Below are 16,523 nucleotides of genomic sequence, written 5' to 3'. Positions count from 1 at the left end.
ATGAAGATCAACGCCTTCGCCGACGTCAGCCTGCGGGCATTGATGGTGCTTGCTGCCGTTCCCGGCGGCGAGCTGCTCACCACCCAGAACATCGCCGATGCCGTGGGAACGCCCTACAACCACGTCAGCAAGGCCATGGCCAAGCTCCGGATCATGGGCCTGATCGAGGTAGTCCGCGGCAGGGCGGGCGGATCCCGCCTGAGCCACGCGGGCCGCACGGCAACCGTGGGGCAAATCCTGCGCGAACTCGACACCCGCAGCGACCCGGCGGAGTGCGTCGCACCCAGCGGCAACTGCCCGCTCATCAACGAGTGCCATCTGCGCGGCGCCCTGGCACGGGCCCGGGAGGCGTTCTACCGGGAGCTCGATTCCGTGGTGATCGCAGACCTGCCGGGCTCCCGCCAGATGGCTCCCGTCTTCACCATGATCGGCCTCCGGCCAGGCCTTTAGCCTCCCCGCACCATGGTTCGGAACACCGCGGCAACGTCCGTCCGCGTAAGTTGATTTCATCTTCTACAAGCTGTAGAACTTGAGGTGTGAATACACGCATTTCAAATGCTGGTATTCGTGACTGGCCGGACGAAGGCCCCGGCCGCTATCTCAGGAGTCCGTATGCTCTCGGAAAAGTCCCGCCCCGTCATTGAAGCCACCCTTCCGCTCGTCGGGTCGCGGATCGGCGCGATCACGCCCAAGTTCTACTCCCGCCTTTTCGCTGCCCATCCGGAATTGCTGGACGGACTTTTCAGCCGCTCCAACCAGCGGTCAGGCAACCAGCAGCAGGCACTGGCAGGCAGCATTGCGGCGTTCGCGGCCCACCTGCTCAGCAACCCGGGCACGCTCCCCGAGGCCGTCCTGTCCCGGATCGCGCACAAGCACGCTTCCCTGGGCATCACTGAGCCCCAGTACCAGGTGGTCTACGAGCACCTGTTCGCCGCCATCGCCGAGGACCTCGCCGAGGTCATCACACCGGAGATCGCGGAAGCCTGGACCGAGGTCTACTGGCTGATGGCCGATGCCCTGATCAAGATCGAAAAGGGACTGTACGCCAGCCAGGCCAATGGCCGGACGTGGATGCCTTGGCGGGTTGCGGCCAAGACTCCCGCCGGCACGGGTGCCATGACCTTTACGTTGGAGCCGGCCGACGATACGCCGGTCACCGCGGCGCTCCCGGGCCAGTACATCAGCGTCAAGGTAGTCCTGCCCGAAGGCCTGCGGCAGGTCCGCCAGTATTCCCTGTCCGCGGACGCCGGCACCAACCGCACCTTCACCACCAAGCTGGACGACGGCGGCGAGGTCTCCCCCGTGCTTCACAACAATGTGCAGGTGGGCGACATCCTCGAGATCTCGAACCCATACGGCGAGATCACCCTCAAGGACGGAGACGGCCCGGTGGTCCTGGCCTCCGCCGGGATCGGCTGCACCCCCACCGCGTCCATCCTGCGTTCACTCGCCGAGGCCGGAACGGACCGGCAGGTCCTGGTGCTGCACGCCGAGAGCACCCTGGACAGCTGGGCCCTGCGCGGCCAGATGACGGACGACGTGCAGCGCCTGGACAGTGCCGAACTCCAGCTGTGGCTGGAAAAGCCTGAGGCGGGCGCCCGGGAGGGCTTCATGTCGCTGCGGGAAGTGGACCTGCCCGCTGACGCGTCCCTCTACCTCTGCGGGCCGCTGCCGTTCATGAAGAACATCCGCAACGAGGCCATCAACGCCGGCATTCCGGCCACCCGGATCCACTACGAAGTCTTCGGACCGGACATCTGGCTGGCCGGCTAACCCCTCATCGATTGCTCCGAAAGCGCCGTTTTGACAAGCGAAAAGGGCAATTACGGAGCAATCGATTGAGGAACGACGACGGTCCCGCACCTTTTCGCAAAGGTGCGGGACCGTCGTCGTACTTTTTTGGCTACTGGCCCAGGCGCTTCTTCAGCCCGGCGAGCTCGGACTGGAGTGCCTCCGGGAGGGAGTCGCCGAAGTTGGCGAACCATTCCTCGATGGAGGCAAGCTCGGCGGCCCACTCGGTGGGGTCAACCTTGACAGCTTCCTCAACCTGCGCCGGGGTCATGTCGAGGCCTTCGAGGTCAATGGCGTCACCGGTGGGAACGAACCCGATGGGGGTCTCTACGGCGTCGGCCTTGCCTTCGAGGCGCTCGATGGCCCACTTCAGGACGCGGGCGTTGTCGCCGAAGCCGGGCCAGGCGAAGCCGCCCTCGGAGTTCCGGCGGAACCAGTTGACCAGGAATATCTTGGGCAGGCGCTCCGGGTTGGCCTTGGCGGACAGGTTGACCCAGTGGTTCAGGTAGTCGCCTGCGTCGTAGCCGATGAAGGGGAGCATGGCCATCGGGTCGCGGCGGACCACGCCCACCGCACCGGCTGCCGCGGCAGTGGTCTCGGAGGACAGGGTGGAGCCCATGAAGATGCCGTTGGTCCAGCTGCGGGCCTCGGTGACCAGCGGGATGGTGGTCTTGCGGCGGCCGCCGAACAGGATGGCGGACAGCTCCACGCCGTTGGGGCTGTGGTATTCCTCGGCCAGCATGTCGATCTGGTCGATCGGGGTGCAGAAGCGCGAGTTGGGGTGGGCGGCGGGCTTGTCCGAGTCCGGAGTCCAGGAGTTGCCCTGCCAGTCGGTCAGGTGTGCGGGCACTTCCTCGGTCATGCCCTCCCACCAGACGCCGCCGTCGTCGGTCAGTGCCACGTTGGTGAAGATGCTGTTGCCCTTGGCGATGGCGCGCATGGCGTTGGGGTTGGTGCCCCAGCCGGTGCCCGGGGCGACGCCAAAGAGGCCGGCCTCGGGGTTGACGGCGCGCAGCTCGCCTTCCTTGCCGAACCGCATCCAGGTGATGTCGTCGCCGAGGGTCTCCACCTTCCATCCCTTGATGGTGGGATCGAGCAGGGCGAGGTTGGTCTTGCCGCAGGCGGAGGGGAACGCCGCGGACAGGTAGTAGGTCTTCTGCTCCGGGGAGGTGAGCTTGAGGATGAGCATGTGCTCAGCGAGCCAGCCCTCGTCGTGTGCCATGACGGAGGCGATGCGCAGTGCGTAGCACTTCTTGCCCAGCAGGGCGTTGCCGCCGTAGCCGGAGCCGAAGGACCAGATGGAGCGCTCTTCCGGGAAGTGGACAATCCACTTGTCCGGGTTGCACGGCCACGGCACGTCCGCCTGGCCTGCTTCCAGCGGAGCACCCAGGGAGTGCAGCGCGGGAACGTAGAAGGCATTGGTTTCGGTGATCCGGTTCAGGACATCAGTGCCAATGCGGGCCATGATGCGCATGGAGGCAACAACGTAGGCGCTGTCCGTGATTTCGACGCCGAACTTCGGGTCTTCGGCGTCGAGGTGGCCCATGACGAACGGGATGACGTACATGGTGCGGCCGCGCATGCAGCCGGCGAACAGCCCGCGCAGCTTGTCCTTCATCTCGGCCGGGGGCATCCAGTTGTTGGTGAAGCCGGCGTCGTGCCTGTTCTCGGAGCAGATGAAGGTCTGCTCTTCAACCCGGGCCACGTCAGCGGGGTCCGAGAAGGCGGCGAAGGAGTTCGGGAACAACTCCTGGTTCAGCCGGGTCAGGGTGCCGGCTGCAACAAGCTCATCGGTGAGACGGGTGTTTTCCTCTTCGGACCCGTCAACCCAGTAGATGCGGTCCGGCTGCGTAAGCTCAGCAACCTCTTCGACCCATGCCAGCAGACCGGCATGTGTGGTGGGTGCATTCTCAAGCAGCGGCTTCTGCGCCAGATCGCCCATTGCGGTTCCCTTCCTCGGGTTCATCGGTGTGTCCTAAATGCTATGGTCCGGACCACTGCCGTTTTTTGGGAGCATGCTTAGGGAATCTGCAGCTTCAGACGGGAATCCGCGTAAATCCAAGGAATAGTTGCTGGAAATAGGCCGATTAAGTGACGAAGGTCACCTATACCGGTCTAGTCGTGCAGATTACACGCCTTTCGATTTGGCACTACGGCCAACCCTCGCGTAAAGTAATTCGAGGTTCAGGGAGAGCGGTTCTTCTCCAGGAACACGAGATGCGCCCATAGCTCAGCTGGATAGAGCGTCTGTCTACGGAACAGAAGGTCAGGGGTTCGAATCCCTTTGGGCGCACCGACAAGGTCCGCACCGGTTCGCTGGTGCGGACCTTTTGTTTTAAGTTTTGTTACCGCCTCCCGGGCTGGCCGCCAACCCGCGCTTCCCGCGCCACCTCGGGGCGTAGGCTTTCCCCATGACGCCCCAGCCTGTTGAACGCGAATTTGATGTTGTGGTGATCGGCGCAGGCGCCGTGGGGGAAAACGTGGCCGACCGGGTTGTGCAGGGCGGGCTCACCGCTGTGCTGGTGGAGGCGGAGCTGGTGGGCGGTGAATGCTCCTACTGGGCATGCATGCCGTCGAAGGCAATGCTCCGGCCCGGCACCGCCCTGCACGGAGCACAGACCACGCCCGGAGCCAAGGAAGCGGTCACCCGTACACTGGACGCCGCCGCCGTCCTGAAGCGCAGGGATTACTTCACCGCCAACTGGCAGGACGACAGCCAGGTTTCGTGGGTCAAGGAGACCGGGATCGAACTGGTGCGCGGCCACGGCTGGCTGACGGCGCCGAAAATGGTCGAGGTGGCGGGGCTGGACGGCACGTCGCACCAACTGCAGGCACGTCATGCAGTAGTCCTGGCCACCGGTGCCATGCCCACCATGCCTCCCATCGAGGGACTGCAGGACGTGCAGGTGTGGGGCACCCGCGAAGCCACGTCGGCCAGCGAGGTTCCGGAACGGCTTGCCGTACTGGGCGGCGGCGTGGCAGGCACCGAGCTGGCCCAGGCCTTCGCCCGGCTGGGATCAGCCGTGACCCTCGTCGCGCGCAGCGGACTGCTCGGAAACTTCCCGCGGGAGGCTGCCGGCCTGGTGGCGGCCGGCCTGCGTGCGGACGGCGTGGAGCTGCGCCTTGATACAGCCACGGAGCGCATCAGCGGGAACGACGACGGCACGTTCAGCCTCGAGCTGGGTGACGGAACCACCCTCACCGTGGACAAGGTCCTGGTATCCACCGGCCGGCATCCTGCCCTGGAGGGCCTTGGCCTGGAGAGCCTCGGCTTCGAACCGGACGGGCACGGCCGCCTGGTGTTGGCAACGGACGAGTCCGGCCTGGTGCGTGGAACTCCCGGTGACGAGCCCTGGCTCTACGCGGTGGGGGACGCCGCCGGGAAGAACCTCTTCACCCACCAGGGGAAGTACGAGGCCCGCGCCAGCGGCGATGCCATCGCCGCGCGGGCAAAGGGGGAACTTAAGGGCACGCCGGGCGCCTGGAGCCGGTACGCCCAGACCGCCAACCAGCACGCCGTCCCGAGCGTCGTTTTCACCGACCCCGAACTGGCCTCCGTGGGCCGGACCCTGGAGAAGGCGCGGAACGACGGGTACAACGCCTCCTCCGTGGAGCTTCCCATCCAGGTTGCCGGATCCTCGCTCCACTCCGAGAACTACGAAGGCTGGGCCCAGCTGGTGGTGGACGAGGACCGGAGGGTGCTCCTCGGTGCTACCTTCGCGGGACCGGACGTGGCTGAACTGCTGCACGCCGCCACGATCGCCGTGGTGGGCGAGGTTCCGCTCGACCGTCTATGGCACGCCGTTCCCTCCTACCCCACCATCAGCGAGGTATGGCTGCGTCTTTTGGAAAAGTACGGCCTCTAAGACCTATTTGTACTGACTGGTCAGTTTAGTTAGGCTGGAAGCAGACGCATTCTGTGAAAGGCAACCTTGCTCTCAGCACACCAGCTTCACGTCAAAGGCCGCCGCGATCCCCTGCTTCCCCCCACCTCACTCCAGGTCAGCCGTGGCGAACTGCTGCTCGTGACCGCGGGCCGGCAGGACCAGCGGACATCCCTCTCCCTCGTTCTCAGCGGCAGGATGAAGGCCAGCAGCGGCCTCATCAGCTGGGACAACCAGGAGCGCGTCAGGCCGCTCCGGGTGGCCAGTGCGCTGGTGGACTCCCCCGGGGTCAATGAACCCGAGCAGCACCTGAGTGTCCGAGACCTGGTGACGGAGGACCTTGCCCTGGTGCCGCGCCGCTACCGGGGAGCCCTGCTCAGCAAACCCTGGCTCAAAGTGAACAGCTTCGAGGACATCGCGGACCTTTGGACAGAGCAGCTGGCGCCCGGCAGGCGCCTGGAACTTTTGACGGCGCTGGCGCTGGCCAACCCCCGCACGGACTTGCTGGTTGTCGACTCCCCTGACCGGCACAGCGCGGACGACGGCGACTGGCTGCCACGGCTGCAGCGTTTAGCGTCCGACGGCGGCAGGCAACTTGCCGTCGTCGCTGCGGTCAGTGCCCTCCCGCCGTCGTGGACGGGGCCCACGGCCGCGGTCGGCAATGCCATCCAGCACCAGCCCGCACGGCAGGCAAAACAGCAGCCGGACGCCACCGCCCAGCCTGACAACCAGGACACCGAACTCGAAACAGAGGTTGCCAAGTGACCGTACTGCGGCTGGCCCGCTCAGAACTCAAGCGCATGACCGGCGGTCTGCTGCCCAAACTGACAATCCTTGCCCTGACCATGGTGCCGCTCTTGTACGGCGCCGTATACCTGTACGCCAACTGGGATCCGTACGGCAACCTGGACCACCTGGATGCCGCCCTGGTAATGGAGGATTCGGGCGCCACAGCCAGCGACGGCAGCCACCTTTCAGCCGGCACCAAGGTGGCGGACAGCCTGGTGGAAGGGAACGTCTTCCACTGGGTGCCCGTGGACAGCACGGCCGAAGCCGACCAGGGTGTCAGCGACGGCAAGTACGCATTTGCACTGAAAATTCCGAAGGACTTTTCCGCCAACCTGGTATCGCCGGGCAGCTTTGATTCGGCCAGCAAAGCGATGCTCAACGTCACTACCAACGACGCCAACAATTACCTTCTGAGCACCATCGTGGACAAACTGACGACGTCGGTCCACTCCACGGTGGCCACCGAGGTGGGCGAGGAAACTGCCAACCAGCTGCTCACCGGCTTTGGCACCATCCACACCCGGATGGTCAAGGCAGCCGAAGGCGCCGGACAGCTGGCCAGCGGCGTAGCAGGCCTTCGAGACGGCACGGTCACCCTTCATGAGGGGACCACCGGGCTCAGCAGCGGAGCCTCCGAGCTGTATGCCGGGCAGCTGAGGCTGCGGGACGGCGCCAACCAGCTGACCGACGGCGCCGGGCAGCTGAGCAGCGGACTGTCCACCCTCAAGGACAAGACCGCCTCGTTGCCCACCGATACGCAGACCCTCGCCAACGGGGCCGCACAGGTGGCCGCGGGGAACGCCCAGCTGAATACCAAGGTCCAGGACGTAGCAGCCCAGCTGGACGCCGCCGACCAGGGCCTCCGTACACGGGTTATCGAAGCCAACACCCGGCTTATCGCGTCCGGCGTCCTGACCCAGGAGCAGGCTGATGGCGTCCTGGCCGATTTCGATGCGGTGGCAGCATCCAGCCCTGTTGCAGCGGCAAAAACCAAAATCCAGACCGACGCGGCCCAGATCCAGCAGCTGGCCGACGACGCCGAAGCCGTCAGTGTGGGTGCCGCGCAGCTGGCCGCCAGTACGCCGGCGCTTCGGGACGCGATCCAGCAGGCATCCGGCGGAGCCGACCAGTTGCACACGGGTGCTGCCACGCTTGCCACCGGTGGGCAGGCAGCCCTGGACGGCACCGCCGCCCTGGTGGACGGTGCGCGGAAGCTGGACGCGGGCGCAGCCCAGCTGGAGGAAGGCGCCGGCACGGCCGCGGACGGCTCACGGACCCTCGCCGACGAGATCGGCAAGGGAGCAGGGCAGGTACCCAACCCGGATGACGCCCAAAAGAGCAACCTGTCCCGTGTCATGGCGGATCCTGTTGCGGTCAGCAACGTTTCGCAGGCAAAGGCCGATTCATACGGGGCGGGACTTGCCCCGTTCTTCCTTACCCTGGCCCTGTGGATCGGCATCTTTATGCTGGTGCAGGTGATGCGTCCCATCACCCAGCGGGCGCTCGCCTCCAACGCCCCGTCATGGAAGATCGCCCTGGGGGGCTGGCTTCCGTTCCTGGCCGTCTCCGTCGTGCAGGCCACCCTCCTGACCCTGGTGGTGAACCTCGCCCTTGGCCTGAACCCTGCCCACCCGGTCCTGATGTGGCTCTTTATGCTTGCTGCAGCCATGGCCTTCAGCGCCATCATCCAGGGCGTGGTGGCACTGCTGGGCTCACCCGGCAAACTGGTGGTGCTGATCCTGCTGGTGCTCCAGCTGGTGTCCTCCGGCGGAACATTCCCCTGGCAGACCACTCCGCAGCCCCTGCACGTGGTCCACGAAATCCTGCCCATGGGCTACGTGGTCACCGGCATGAGGCACCTGATTTACGGCGCCGACCTTTCCATGATTGCTCCCACGGTGGCCGGGCTCCTGGGCTACACCCTGCTGGGCACGGCCCTGTCCACGCTGGCCGTCCGCAAGAACAAGTACTGGACGCTGAAGACGCTCAAACCGGAGATCGCCGTATGACCTCCGGGGCACCACCGAAAGGGCCAGCACCGAAGGGGCCGACACCGACGGGACAGCGCCCGGCACGGACCACCGCCACGCGGCAAAAGCTCTTCGACGCCTGCATGGAACTCATTGGTGAACGCGGTGCCGCCAACGTCACCGTGGACGAGATTGCCGCCGCCGCCGGAGTGTCCAAGGGCACCGTCTATTACAACTTCGGCAGCAAGGCCGAACTCATTGCCCAGCTGCTGCGGCACGGCGTGGACATCCTCAAGGCCCGCCTGCTGGGAGCGGCAGAGGACGGGACAGTGGGCCCAGGGACAGCCAGAGACCCTTTGCTGGCCATGGAGGCCATGATCGGGCAGGCCATGGATTTCATGTCCGAGTATCCATCCTTCGCACGTCTCTGGGTCAGCGAAAACTGGCGGACGCCCAGTGAATGGCAAGGAACATTCACGGTACTGCGCGGTGAGCTGCTGGCCGTGATCGCGCAAGCGGTGGAGAGCGTGGCGAAGGCCTACCCCGTGGACGAATCGGTGTCCCGGGGCAGCCTGGAGACGGCCATTTTTGGTGCCTGCTTCGTAGTGGGCCTGGACCGCCAGACCTACAATCCAGAGCGCACCCGTGACCAAAGCGTTGCAGCAATCATGGCCATCATGCGCGGCTACGTGCTGAAGCCGGATGTTCCTCAGGAATGATGGTGCTCATGCGGCATATGGGGAACAGCGGAAAGTTTGCGGTCATCTGCGGCGTCGTCGCTGCCGGGTTGCTTGTACTCACGGGAATCACGCTCGCGGAACCGGTGTTCGTCGCGTTCCTGGGGGTCCTGGGCCTGGCCTACGTTGCCGCTGTGGCCGAGATCCTCGCCCGGGGTCGGCGGTTCATGCTGCTGGCCGCAGGCGCCGGCACCAGCCTCACGGTCGGCTTCGCCCTGGCGTTTATGGGCACGTGGGAATTGGCATACGACGGACAGTCCTCATTCCTGGGCACTCCCCTGCCCACCAGCGACCCTGACAACTACTTCATTGGTGCGGCTGCCTCGTCCGTCGCCACCCTGCTCGTCCTTTTCCTCGGCGCCGCCTGGCCCGCCGGACGGCGGCCCGGCACCCCGAGCGGCAGGCAGTCCCCAGCACAGGGCCGTGCGGCCGCCACAACGGCACGCCCTGTCGCAAGGAACACAGCAACAGCTCAGCGGCCCTCCGGTTCACGCGCTCCGGCGAGGGTGCCCGCGGCAGCCAAGCGGCCGTCGTCGTCCGTCCCGCCGGTCCGCAAGCCTGCACCCAAGCCAGGCGCCGGTTCGGCAACCCGGCGCTGACGCCGCCGGCCGCCAAAGGTGAGCACCGCCGTCGCAACCCCGCCCAGGAGCAGCAGCCCGCCGCCCAGTTCGGCGGGCGTCGGAACCTCCCCCAATGCCAGCCAGGCAGCCGTCATCCCCACCACGGGGACCAGCAAAGTGAATGGAACAACGGCCGACGACGGGTGGCTGGCCAGGAGCCGGTTCCAGATTCCGTAGCCCACGAGCGAGGCAAACACCGCGGTGTAGAGGGCGCTGAGGATTGTGGGCGGCTGCAGGGTGGTGAGCGTGGCGATGACCTCGTCCGGGCCGTCGACGAGCAGGGAAAGCGCGGTCAGGGGCAACGGCACCACCGCACCGGACCAGACCACCAGGCCAAGTCCGGAGGCAGCCTTGGCCTTGCGGGCAATAACATTTCCGGCAGCCCAGGAGAGGGCCGCGGCCAGCACAATGAGCAGGGGCAACAGCGGTGCCACGGCGCTGCGCCCCACTGCAACCACCGCCAGGCCCGCCACGCCCAGGACAACACCTGCCAGCTGCCTGCGGTTCGGCCGCTCTCCCAGGAAGGCGGCGGCGAGGAGGACCGTCAGCAGCACCTGGGCCTGCAGCACCAGCGACGCGAGGCCCGCCGGCATGCCCAGCGCCATGGACAGGTACAGGAGGCCGAACTGGCCCGCGCTCATGAACAGCCCGACGCCGACGATCGCCTTCCAGCTGACGTCCGGTTTCCTGATGAAGAAGATCCACGGGAAGACGACGAGCACAAAGCGCATTGCCACAAACAGGAGCGGGGGCACTTCGTGGCCTTCGGGGTGGAGCCCGACGTCGATGGCAACGAAGTTCAGGCCCCACAGGACGGCAACCAGGGCGGCGAGGAGGGAATCTCGGAGGTTCACGCTCCCACTGTGTCAGAGCGCGGGCACATTGCGGGGCTGCTGCGGGAAATCACGGCCCCAACTGGGTAGCGCTATATGCCGTTTTGAGTGCTTATAACGGCACTTGGCGCGACCTACATGGGTCAATGGGCGCGCGGAACCTTGAATTTCGTGATGCGGGCGTCCTGTCCGTCCAGCTCCGCCCACGATTTTTCCGTCTCCAGAACCGTCAGTGCGCTGGTGGGAAAGCGGGTGGCGGCATCCATGTAGGCGTCGTGGTCGGAGTCCCGTGAGGCCAGGTGCATGGCCAGGTCCTGGACGCCGGGCAGGTGGGAGATCAGCATGAGCGTGGTGACGGTGTCCGGCACGTGGTTGATGACAGTGAGCATCCGCAACGCCGAAGCAGCGTAGAGCCCGTCTTCCAGTTTGGGGGTGGGGGCCTTGTCACCGAGTTCGGAGCACACCCAGGTGCAGGTCTGCCGGGTCCGCAGCGCGCTGGAGCACAGGATGAAATCCGGAACGATGTTGTGCTTGAGCAGCCAGCGTCCGGCCAGCGGGGCTTCCCGGTGTCCGCGTTCCTCCAGCGGCCGCTCATGGTCAGCCACGCCCCCGGGCCAGTCGGCCTTGGCATGCCGCATGATCACAAGCCGTCGAAGATGGTGCTCACTCATGCCCCAAGCCTAGTCGGCCCGGAAATTATGGGGCGCACCGACGGAGCCCAACCAGCCGCGGAGGCACATGCCCGGAGAGGCCGGACGCGCAAAAGCGGCATTTCGCGTAGTGCCGCATCGCCGGGGGCCACGCCGCCCGGGTTCCCTGGCCGAGCTTGCGAGGCGAGGGAGGCGGTGGGGAGGAACGAAGGAGGTGTCTAAGGCACGGCGAAATGCCGCTTTCGGGCGTCGCTGAGTGCTAGATCGAGTATTCCGGAGCGGCCCAGACCACAACTTCGGGGTGTTCGTAGAACCGGTAGCCCTGGCCGCGGACGGTGCGGACGGTGTTGGCGAGGCGGCCCAGCTTGGAGCGGAGCCGGCGGATGTGGACGTCGATGGTGCGCTCGTTGGGCACTTCCTCGGCATTGCGCCACAGGCCTTCGAGGAGTTCGTCGCGGCCCACGGTGCGGGTGCCGTTCTCCACGAGGTAGTTCAGGAGCTCGAACTCCTTGAACGTGAGGTTGAGTGACTCGCCGTCGAGGTGCACTTCGCGGCGGGCGAGGTCGATGAGGACACCGGACGGGCGCGGCTCCTGCGGCTGCTGCGGACGGGGCGTCTCCGTGCGCTGGCGGGAGTTGACGGTGGGGTCACCGAAGGTGGAACGGACGACGTCGAGCGCGGAACCGGGGGTGCCGGCGGGGGCAACGGCCACGGCCGCGTAGCTCTCGGCCCCGGTCACCAGGGACTGGGCGTAGGCGCGGATTTCCTGGGCGAGCTTGGCAATGGAGGTGCCTGCAGCGGCCGCGGTTTCCTCGTCGATGCCCATGTAGAGGACGAATCCGCGGGCCACGGTGTCGTTTGCGACGGGACGTACTGCGTTGGGTCCTGCTACCACAGGGGTGGGTGCGGTCAGGGGCGCAGACTCGGCCGGCGGAACAGCGCGCAGCTGGCCGTAGGAGTTGGGGTTGTATCCCTGCGGGGCGTAGCCCTGCGCCGGGAAGCTGCTTCCGGATGACGGCGAGAGCGACGGGCGGGGCCCGAAGCCGGGGCGCAGGCCGGAGGGCTGGCCGGCCTTGGCGGCGTTACGGACGGAAATGTGGACGTATCCGGATGCAACTGACATGGAATGCTTACCTCAATGTGAATGGCCGCAGTAGCGGCTCGAATGCTGGGTTTCCCCGCAATGCGAATTGGAGAGGGGCGCCCGACGCTGGGCTGGGGGGCGAATGCCTAGGAACTTCGGCGGGTGGGAAGGTCAGGCGTGCATTCGACAACAGCGCATGTCGGCAGCAGCTGATGTGCTGGGCCAATATTCTGCGGCTGCAGGTGCTGTTGAGTTCTTGTTCACATTGGAAGTGTGCAGCGTAACAATGGCAACTTGCAAGTAACAATGGACGCAATCGTCCGCATGGTGAGACAAAATGCTCCGTTGTGGCGCAGATCACGATTCCGGAAGTCCCTAAAGAATAACGTTCGTTATCCGATGAGTGGACCTCGAAGGGAGTATTTCGCAACATCCTTCGCCGAAACACTCCTTTCGTGCTCTTTTATTCAACTGAGGGCAGAATCCCAAAATCGGACTCCTTACCTCCCTGCTATGTCCAGCGGCGCGCTGGCGGGGCAGGAAAATTTTTTGGGCTGGGGCACCAAAAAGGATGGAACGGCACGTGGAGGCGTTACCGAAGGCCCTGCCCAAGGATCGGTGGCATCCCTGCAGCAGGAGCGGGGCAGTACAACCTCCCCAAACTCTCGCACCCGCACGGGTCCCCATCCGCACCCTGGTCGTGGACGATGAGTCCAGCCTCTGCGAGCTGATGAGCATGGGGCTGCGGACAGCCGGTGGTCCGTCGAAAGGATCGGAAGGCCAGGCGGCACCCTCCGCGGCCGAAGGCGCCAGCGGCCTGGGCCTGTCCATCGTGCAGTCGATCGCGGAAGCTCACGGCGGCCGGATAACGGTGACGTCACGGCCGAGCCGTGCGGAGTTCGCCCTGCAACTGCCACTCCTTCATCAAAAGGGGCAAGGCGACGCGCCGCCGTCGTGATCTCCGTTACCTAAATGTGACTTAAGTCCTGCACTCCTGTACCGTCGATTGGGTGCGGTTCCCGTTCGGACCGCATATCCGGATGACGCCAAGCTCTGCCACTTCCCGGATCTCCCCGATTGACCAAGGCAGAGGCGGGGGACCCACCGTCCCGGGCATGTACTGCCCTTGGGGTTAAGCCAGCACGTGATCTTTCCGTGTGGCCGGATGCCCTCATCCGAACCCGACAGCTAACTCCGCAGGTGTGAGAGGCGATCAATCATGTTCAAATTCCCGGTAGAACCGCGCCCGAAAAACGGCTCTGACAGCAATGCGGAGCGTCCTGAAGGCAAGAACTTCACCTTTGGCCAGCGTGCCGCAGTCCTGGCAGCGTCCTGTGCGCTGCTGGTCGGAGTAGGCGCCGCAGGCCAGGCGACCAATGCCATGACTACAGTCTCATCAAGCGCCCAGTCCGCAGCGGATTCGGATGCGCAGATGAGCATCGAGAAGAGCGAGATCCGGTCCAACCCGGCTCAGTCACCCGCGCCCCCTGCGATCAACGTTGTGCCGCAGGCGGCGGAGCCGGCACCGGCCCCCGCACCCGAGCCTGCTCCGGTTGAACCTGCTCCGGCACCGGCCCCTGAACCCGCGCCCGCTCCGGCACCGGCACCGGCACCCGAGCCGGCTCCCGTCGTCGCGGTTAATGACCCCGCAGGTGCCCAGGCTTACGCAGCCGGCCAGCTGGCATCCTACGGCTGGGCCGCGGACCAGATGCAGTGCCTGGTGACGCTGTGGGACAAGGAATCGGACTGGACCACCACGGCCACCAACCCCAGCAGCGGCGCCTACGGCATCGTGCAGTCCCTGCCTGCCGAGAAGATGGCGAGTTCCGGCGCCGACTACCTCACCAACTACCGCACGCAGATCAACTGGGGCCTGAACTACATCCAGGAGCGTTACCAGTCCCCGTGCGGCGCGCTGAACTTCCACTACGCCAACAACTGGTACTAAGCCTGCGCTGCCGCCGTTGAAGCGGCACTAGCATGTTGAAGCCGCCCTCTTCTTTTGAAGGGGGCCGCTTCTGTTGAAGCCGGTCCGGGGCCGGGTTTATTTTGAACCATGAACTTCACCACCACCATCCAGGGCAGCGGCAATAAGACCGGCATCGAGGTTCCCGAGCATGTTGTGGAGGGGCTGGGGGCCGGCAGGCGGCCTCCGGTGGTGGTGACCATGGCAGCGATGGCTGCGGAGCCGGCTGCGCAGGAGCGCTACGCCACCCTCAGCTACAGCGCCCAGCGGCGGTATGTAGAGCCGCTGGATAACGCCACGGCACCGGAAACCCGGGCGCGGCGGATCGCCAAGGTTGTGTCGGATTTCAAAGCCGCAAAGAAATAACCGGCTGGCCGTTGCCGTCCGCGTCCACAACGGCGGTGACACTGCTGTAGTCCGCGATGTGCAGCACGCCGTCCGGCAGCGGTCCGGTGTTCGGCCCCACAGCCACGGTGCGGATGCCAGCAGCAACGCCTGCGGCAATGCCGGCGGGGGCGTCCTCGAACACCAGCGCCTCCGCCGGGTCCGCTCCCAGGAGGGCTGCTGCCTTGAGGTAGCCTTCCGGGTCCGGCTTGCCGCGGCTCACCTGTTCGGCCGTAACTGCAATGGCCGGCATTGGCAGCCCCGCAGCGGCCATGCGGATATCGGCCAGCACACGGTCGGCGGAGGTGACCAGCGCGACGGCGTCGGTGGGCAAGGCTCCCAGCAGCCGCGCCGCTCCGGCCAACGCCAGGATGCCGTCCGTCCGGACCCGCTCCATGGCGCCGAGCTCCGCAGCCAGGGCGTGAACATCAGCACCGGCGGGGGCAAAGCGCCGGACGGTATCAATGGCCTGCACACCGTGGGACGTCCGCAGGATCTCCTCGAAGTCCAGGCTGTAGCGCACGGCGAATTCACCCCAGACCTCTTCCACCACGGCGGTGGAGTCCACCAGCGTGCCGTCCATGTCGAACAGGACGGCACGGCAGGTCAGGGTTCGTTGGCTGGCGGAAGCGGAATGGCTCATGCTTCCCATCGTGCCCTACCGGCCTGGGATGTACTGCACCGCCCACCTGTTGCCGTCGGGGTCTGCGAAGTAGACAAAGTGGCCCCAGTCCTGCACATCGACGTCGGTGACATCAACGCCGTTGTCCTTCAGGTGGCGGTGCGCGGCCTCGATGTCGCTGACCACCAGCTGCAGGTTGGAGCCCGTTCCGGGAGCGGCGTCGGTGAGCCCGTCGCCGATGCAGATCGAACAGGCGGAGCCGGGCGGCGTCAGCTGGACAAAGCGGATGGAGTCCGTGGGCCGCTCGTCGAAATCGGCGTTGAACCCCACCTTGTTGACGTAAAAATCCTTGGCGCGGTCCACATCGGACACAGGGACATATACAAGTTCAAGTTTCCAGTCCATGGGCACAGGCTACGACCGGGCCCGGGAATGCGGAAGGCTTCGCCCTTGCCGGCTTCCCGGAAGCCTTTACCGGAGCCCTACACCGGACCCTTTACCGGAGCCCTCGTCCGGAGCCCTTGTCAGGAGTCTCAAAGGCGGCGCTAGCCTGCGATGCCGTACAGGCGGTCGCCCGCGTCCCCAAGCCCGGGAACGATGTAGGACTTCTCGTTCAGCTTCTCGTCGATGGAGGCCAGGACGATAGTGACGTTGGCGCCGGACAGTTCCTCTTCCAGCTTGGCCAGGCCCTCGGGCGCCGCCAGCAGGCAGATGCAGGTTACGTCCGACGCGCCGCGCTTGAACAGGAACTTGATGGCCTCGCGCAGCGTTCCCCCGGTGGCCAGCATGGGGTCCAGCACGAAGATCTGGCGGTCCGTGAGGTTCTCCGGGAGCCGCTCTGCATAGGTGATGATGTCCAGGGTTTCCTCGTCCCGGGCCATTCCCAGGAATCCCACCTCGGCGGTGGGCACCAGCTTGGTCATGCCCTCGAGCATGCCCAGGCCTGCGCGGAGGATGGGAACCACCAGCGGGGTGGGCTTGGTGAACGCCGTGCCCACGGTGGTGCTGACGGGCGTCTCGATGGTTACCGGTTCCGTGCGGACCTCGCGGGTGGCCTCGTACGCCAGGAGCGTCACCAGTTCCTCCGTCAGCTGCCGGAAAACCGGGGACGGAGTGTTTTTGTCCCGGAGAACGGTGAGCTTATGGGCGACCAGCGGGTGGTCCACAACGAGAGTGCGCATGCGTCAAAACTA

At 65.8% G+C, this 16,523-nt stretch carries 15 protein-coding genes, 1 tRNA gene, 1 pseudogene and 1 riboswitch; of the genes and pseudogenes, 10 read left to right on the top strand and 7 right to left on the bottom strand.

The genetic code is table 11. The annotated features are described in order from the left end of the window. Nucleotides 1–450, top strand: a complete 450-nt coding sequence (locus tag ACZ9BC_RS19855; RefSeq protein ID WP_079598304.1) for an RrF2 family transcriptional regulator — start codon at nt 1–3, stop codon at nt 448–450. A 162-nt stretch (nt 451–612) separates the two neighbouring features. Continuing rightward, complete coding sequence (locus tag ACZ9BC_RS19850) at nt 613–1,773, top strand: globin domain-containing protein (protein WP_476247428.1); 1,161 nt, start codon at nt 613–615, stop codon at nt 1,771–1,773. Between the two features lie 130 nt (nt 1,774–1,903). Here ACZ9BC_RS19850 and ACZ9BC_RS19845 read toward each other — a convergent pair whose 3' ends face one another. Then, complete coding sequence (locus tag ACZ9BC_RS19845) at nt 1,904–3,733, bottom strand: phosphoenolpyruvate carboxykinase (GTP) (RefSeq protein ID WP_115525922.1); 1,830 nt, start codon at nt 3,731–3,733, stop codon at nt 1,904–1,906. A 277-nt stretch (nt 3,734–4,010) separates the two neighbouring features. Here ACZ9BC_RS19845 and ACZ9BC_RS19840 point away from each other — a divergent pair. The 5 genes from ACZ9BC_RS19840 to ACZ9BC_RS19820 all read left to right on the top strand — a co-directional run bounded on the left by ACZ9BC_RS19840 (nt 4,011) and on the right by ACZ9BC_RS19820 (nt 9,153). After that, a tRNA-Arg gene (locus tag ACZ9BC_RS19840) sits at nt 4,011–4,084 on the top strand. A gap of 118 nt (nt 4,085–4,202) precedes the next feature. Further along, nucleotides 4,203–5,657: a dihydrolipoyl dehydrogenase family protein gene (locus ACZ9BC_RS19835; protein ID WP_476247427.1), complete on the top strand. Its 1,455-nt coding sequence runs from the start codon at nt 4,203–4,205 to the stop codon at nt 5,655–5,657. Nucleotides 5,658–5,723: 66 nt separating this feature from the next. After that, nucleotides 5,724–6,440 (top strand): ABC transporter ATP-binding protein, encoded by a 717-nt coding sequence (locus tag ACZ9BC_RS19830; RefSeq protein ID WP_476247426.1) that lies wholly within the window; start codon nt 5,724–5,726, stop codon nt 6,438–6,440. After that, on the top strand, nt 6,437–8,473 hold the full coding sequence (locus tag ACZ9BC_RS19825; protein ID WP_476247425.1) for a YhgE/Pip family protein: 2,037 nt from the start codon (nt 6,437–6,439) through the stop codon (nt 8,471–8,473). The genes ACZ9BC_RS19830 and ACZ9BC_RS19825 overlap by 4 nt, the downstream gene beginning before the upstream one ends. Next, a complete protein-coding gene (locus ACZ9BC_RS19820; RefSeq protein WP_476247424.1) occupies nt 8,470–9,153 on the top strand; it encodes a TetR/AcrR family transcriptional regulator in 684 nt (227 codons plus the stop codon). Before ACZ9BC_RS19825 ends, ACZ9BC_RS19820 begins: the two co-directional genes overlap by 4 nt. Before the next feature lie 490 nt (nt 9,154–9,643). Here ACZ9BC_RS19820 and ACZ9BC_RS19815 read toward each other — a convergent pair whose 3' ends face one another. From ACZ9BC_RS19815 to ACZ9BC_RS19805, 3 genes are all read right to left on the bottom strand, one after another. Then, nucleotides 9,644–10,645: an EamA family transporter gene (locus ACZ9BC_RS19815; RefSeq protein WP_476247423.1), complete on the bottom strand. Its 1,002-nt coding sequence runs from the start codon at nt 10,643–10,645 to the stop codon at nt 9,644–9,646. Between the two features lie 122 nt (nt 10,646–10,767). Next, entirely contained in the window at nt 10,768–11,295 is a 528-nt protein-coding gene (locus ACZ9BC_RS19810) for a SixA phosphatase family protein (protein ID WP_476247422.1), read from the bottom strand. Nucleotides 11,296–11,533: 238 nt separating this feature from the next. Next, on the bottom strand, nt 11,534–12,397 hold the full coding sequence (locus ACZ9BC_RS19805; RefSeq protein ID WP_476247421.1) for a winged helix-turn-helix domain-containing protein: 864 nt from the start codon (nt 12,395–12,397) through the stop codon (nt 11,534–11,536). A gap of 745 nt (nt 12,398–13,142) precedes the next feature. On the opposite strand from ACZ9BC_RS19805, the pseudogene ACZ9BC_RS19800 reads away from it, so the two are divergent. From ACZ9BC_RS19800 to ACZ9BC_RS19790, 3 genes and pseudogenes are all read left to right on the top strand, one after another. Continuing rightward, nucleotides 13,143–13,316: pseudogene (locus ACZ9BC_RS19800) on the top strand (ATP-binding protein); the annotation flags it as partial. Between the two features lie 103 nt (nt 13,317–13,419). Continuing rightward, nucleotides 13,420–13,572: riboswitch (cyclic di-AMP (ydaO/yuaA leader) on the top strand. 5 nt (nt 13,573–13,577) lie between these two features. Continuing rightward, complete coding sequence (locus tag ACZ9BC_RS19795; protein WP_476247420.1) at nt 13,578–14,306, top strand: aggregation-promoting factor C-terminal-like domain-containing protein; 729 nt, start codon at nt 13,578–13,580, stop codon at nt 14,304–14,306. 108 nt (nt 14,307–14,414) lie between these two features. Continuing rightward, nucleotides 14,415–14,690 carry a YdeI/OmpD-associated family protein gene (locus ACZ9BC_RS19790; RefSeq protein ID WP_476247419.1) on the top strand — a complete coding sequence of 92 codons (276 nt, stop codon included), beginning with the start codon at nt 14,415–14,417 and terminating at the stop codon, nt 14,688–14,690. On the opposite strand, the gene ACZ9BC_RS19785 is transcribed toward ACZ9BC_RS19790, so the two are convergent. The 3 genes from ACZ9BC_RS19785 to upp form a co-directional block, all read right to left on the bottom strand. Next, nucleotides 14,671–15,351, bottom strand: coding sequence for an HAD-IA family hydrolase (locus tag ACZ9BC_RS19785; RefSeq protein WP_476247418.1), 681 nt, complete (start codon nt 15,349–15,351; stop codon nt 14,671–14,673). The genes ACZ9BC_RS19790 and ACZ9BC_RS19785 overlap by 20 nt on opposite strands. A gap of 15 nt (nt 15,352–15,366) precedes the next feature. Next, complete coding sequence (locus ACZ9BC_RS19780; protein ID WP_476247417.1) at nt 15,367–15,735, bottom strand: glyoxalase superfamily protein; 369 nt, start codon at nt 15,733–15,735, stop codon at nt 15,367–15,369. A gap of 140 nt (nt 15,736–15,875) precedes the next feature. Beyond that, on the bottom strand, nt 15,876–16,511 hold the full coding sequence (upp, locus tag ACZ9BC_RS19775; RefSeq protein ID WP_079598319.1) for a uracil phosphoribosyltransferase: 636 nt from the start codon (nt 16,509–16,511) through the stop codon (nt 15,876–15,878). Nucleotides 16,512–16,523: the final 12 nt, after the last annotated feature.

Source organism: Pseudarthrobacter sp. TE3704 (assembly GCF_056279405.1).
The sequence above is the reverse complement of the archived record's forward strand: the minus strand, read 5'-3'. Positions and strand labels throughout refer to the sequence as shown.

What these genes read in the sequence shown, in the direction of transcription:
- ACZ9BC_RS19855 (WP_079598304.1), top strand. Translation starts at nt 1, where the DNA reads ATGAAGATCAACGCCTTCGCCGACGTCAGCCTGCGGGCATTGATGGTG.
- ACZ9BC_RS19850 (WP_476247428.1), top strand. Translation starts at nt 613, where the DNA reads ATGCTCTCGGAAAAGTCCCGCCCCGTCATTGAAGCCACCCTTCCGCTC.
- ACZ9BC_RS19845 (WP_115525922.1), bottom strand. Translation starts at nt 3,733, where the DNA reads ATGGGCGATCTGGCGCAGAAGCCGCTGCTTGAGAATGCACCCACCACA.
- ACZ9BC_RS19835 (WP_476247427.1), top strand. Translation starts at nt 4,203, where the DNA reads ATGACGCCCCAGCCTGTTGAACGCGAATTTGATGTTGTGGTGATCGGC.
- ACZ9BC_RS19820 (WP_476247424.1), top strand. Translation starts at nt 8,470, where the DNA reads ATGACCTCCGGGGCACCACCGAAAGGGCCAGCACCGAAGGGGCCGACA.
- ACZ9BC_RS19810 (WP_476247422.1), bottom strand. Translation starts at nt 11,295, where the DNA reads ATGAGTGAGCACCATCTTCGACGGCTTGTGATCATGCGGCATGCCAAG.
- ACZ9BC_RS19805 (WP_476247421.1), bottom strand. Translation starts at nt 12,397, where the DNA reads ATGTCAGTTGCATCCGGATACGTCCACATTTCCGTCCGTAACGCCGCC.
- ACZ9BC_RS19795 (WP_476247420.1), top strand. Translation starts at nt 13,578, where the DNA reads ATGTTCAAATTCCCGGTAGAACCGCGCCCGAAAAACGGCTCTGACAGC.
- ACZ9BC_RS19790 (WP_476247419.1), top strand. Translation starts at nt 14,415, where the DNA reads ATGAACTTCACCACCACCATCCAGGGCAGCGGCAATAAGACCGGCATC.
- ACZ9BC_RS19785 (WP_476247418.1), bottom strand. Translation starts at nt 15,351, where the DNA reads ATGAGCCATTCCGCTTCCGCCAGCCAACGAACCCTGACCTGCCGTGCC.
- ACZ9BC_RS19780 (WP_476247417.1), bottom strand. Translation starts at nt 15,735, where the DNA reads ATGGACTGGAAACTTGAACTTGTATATGTCCCTGTGTCCGATGTGGAC.
- upp (WP_079598319.1), bottom strand. Translation starts at nt 16,511, where the DNA reads ATGCGCACTCTCGTTGTGGACCACCCGCTGGTCGCCCATAAGCTCACC.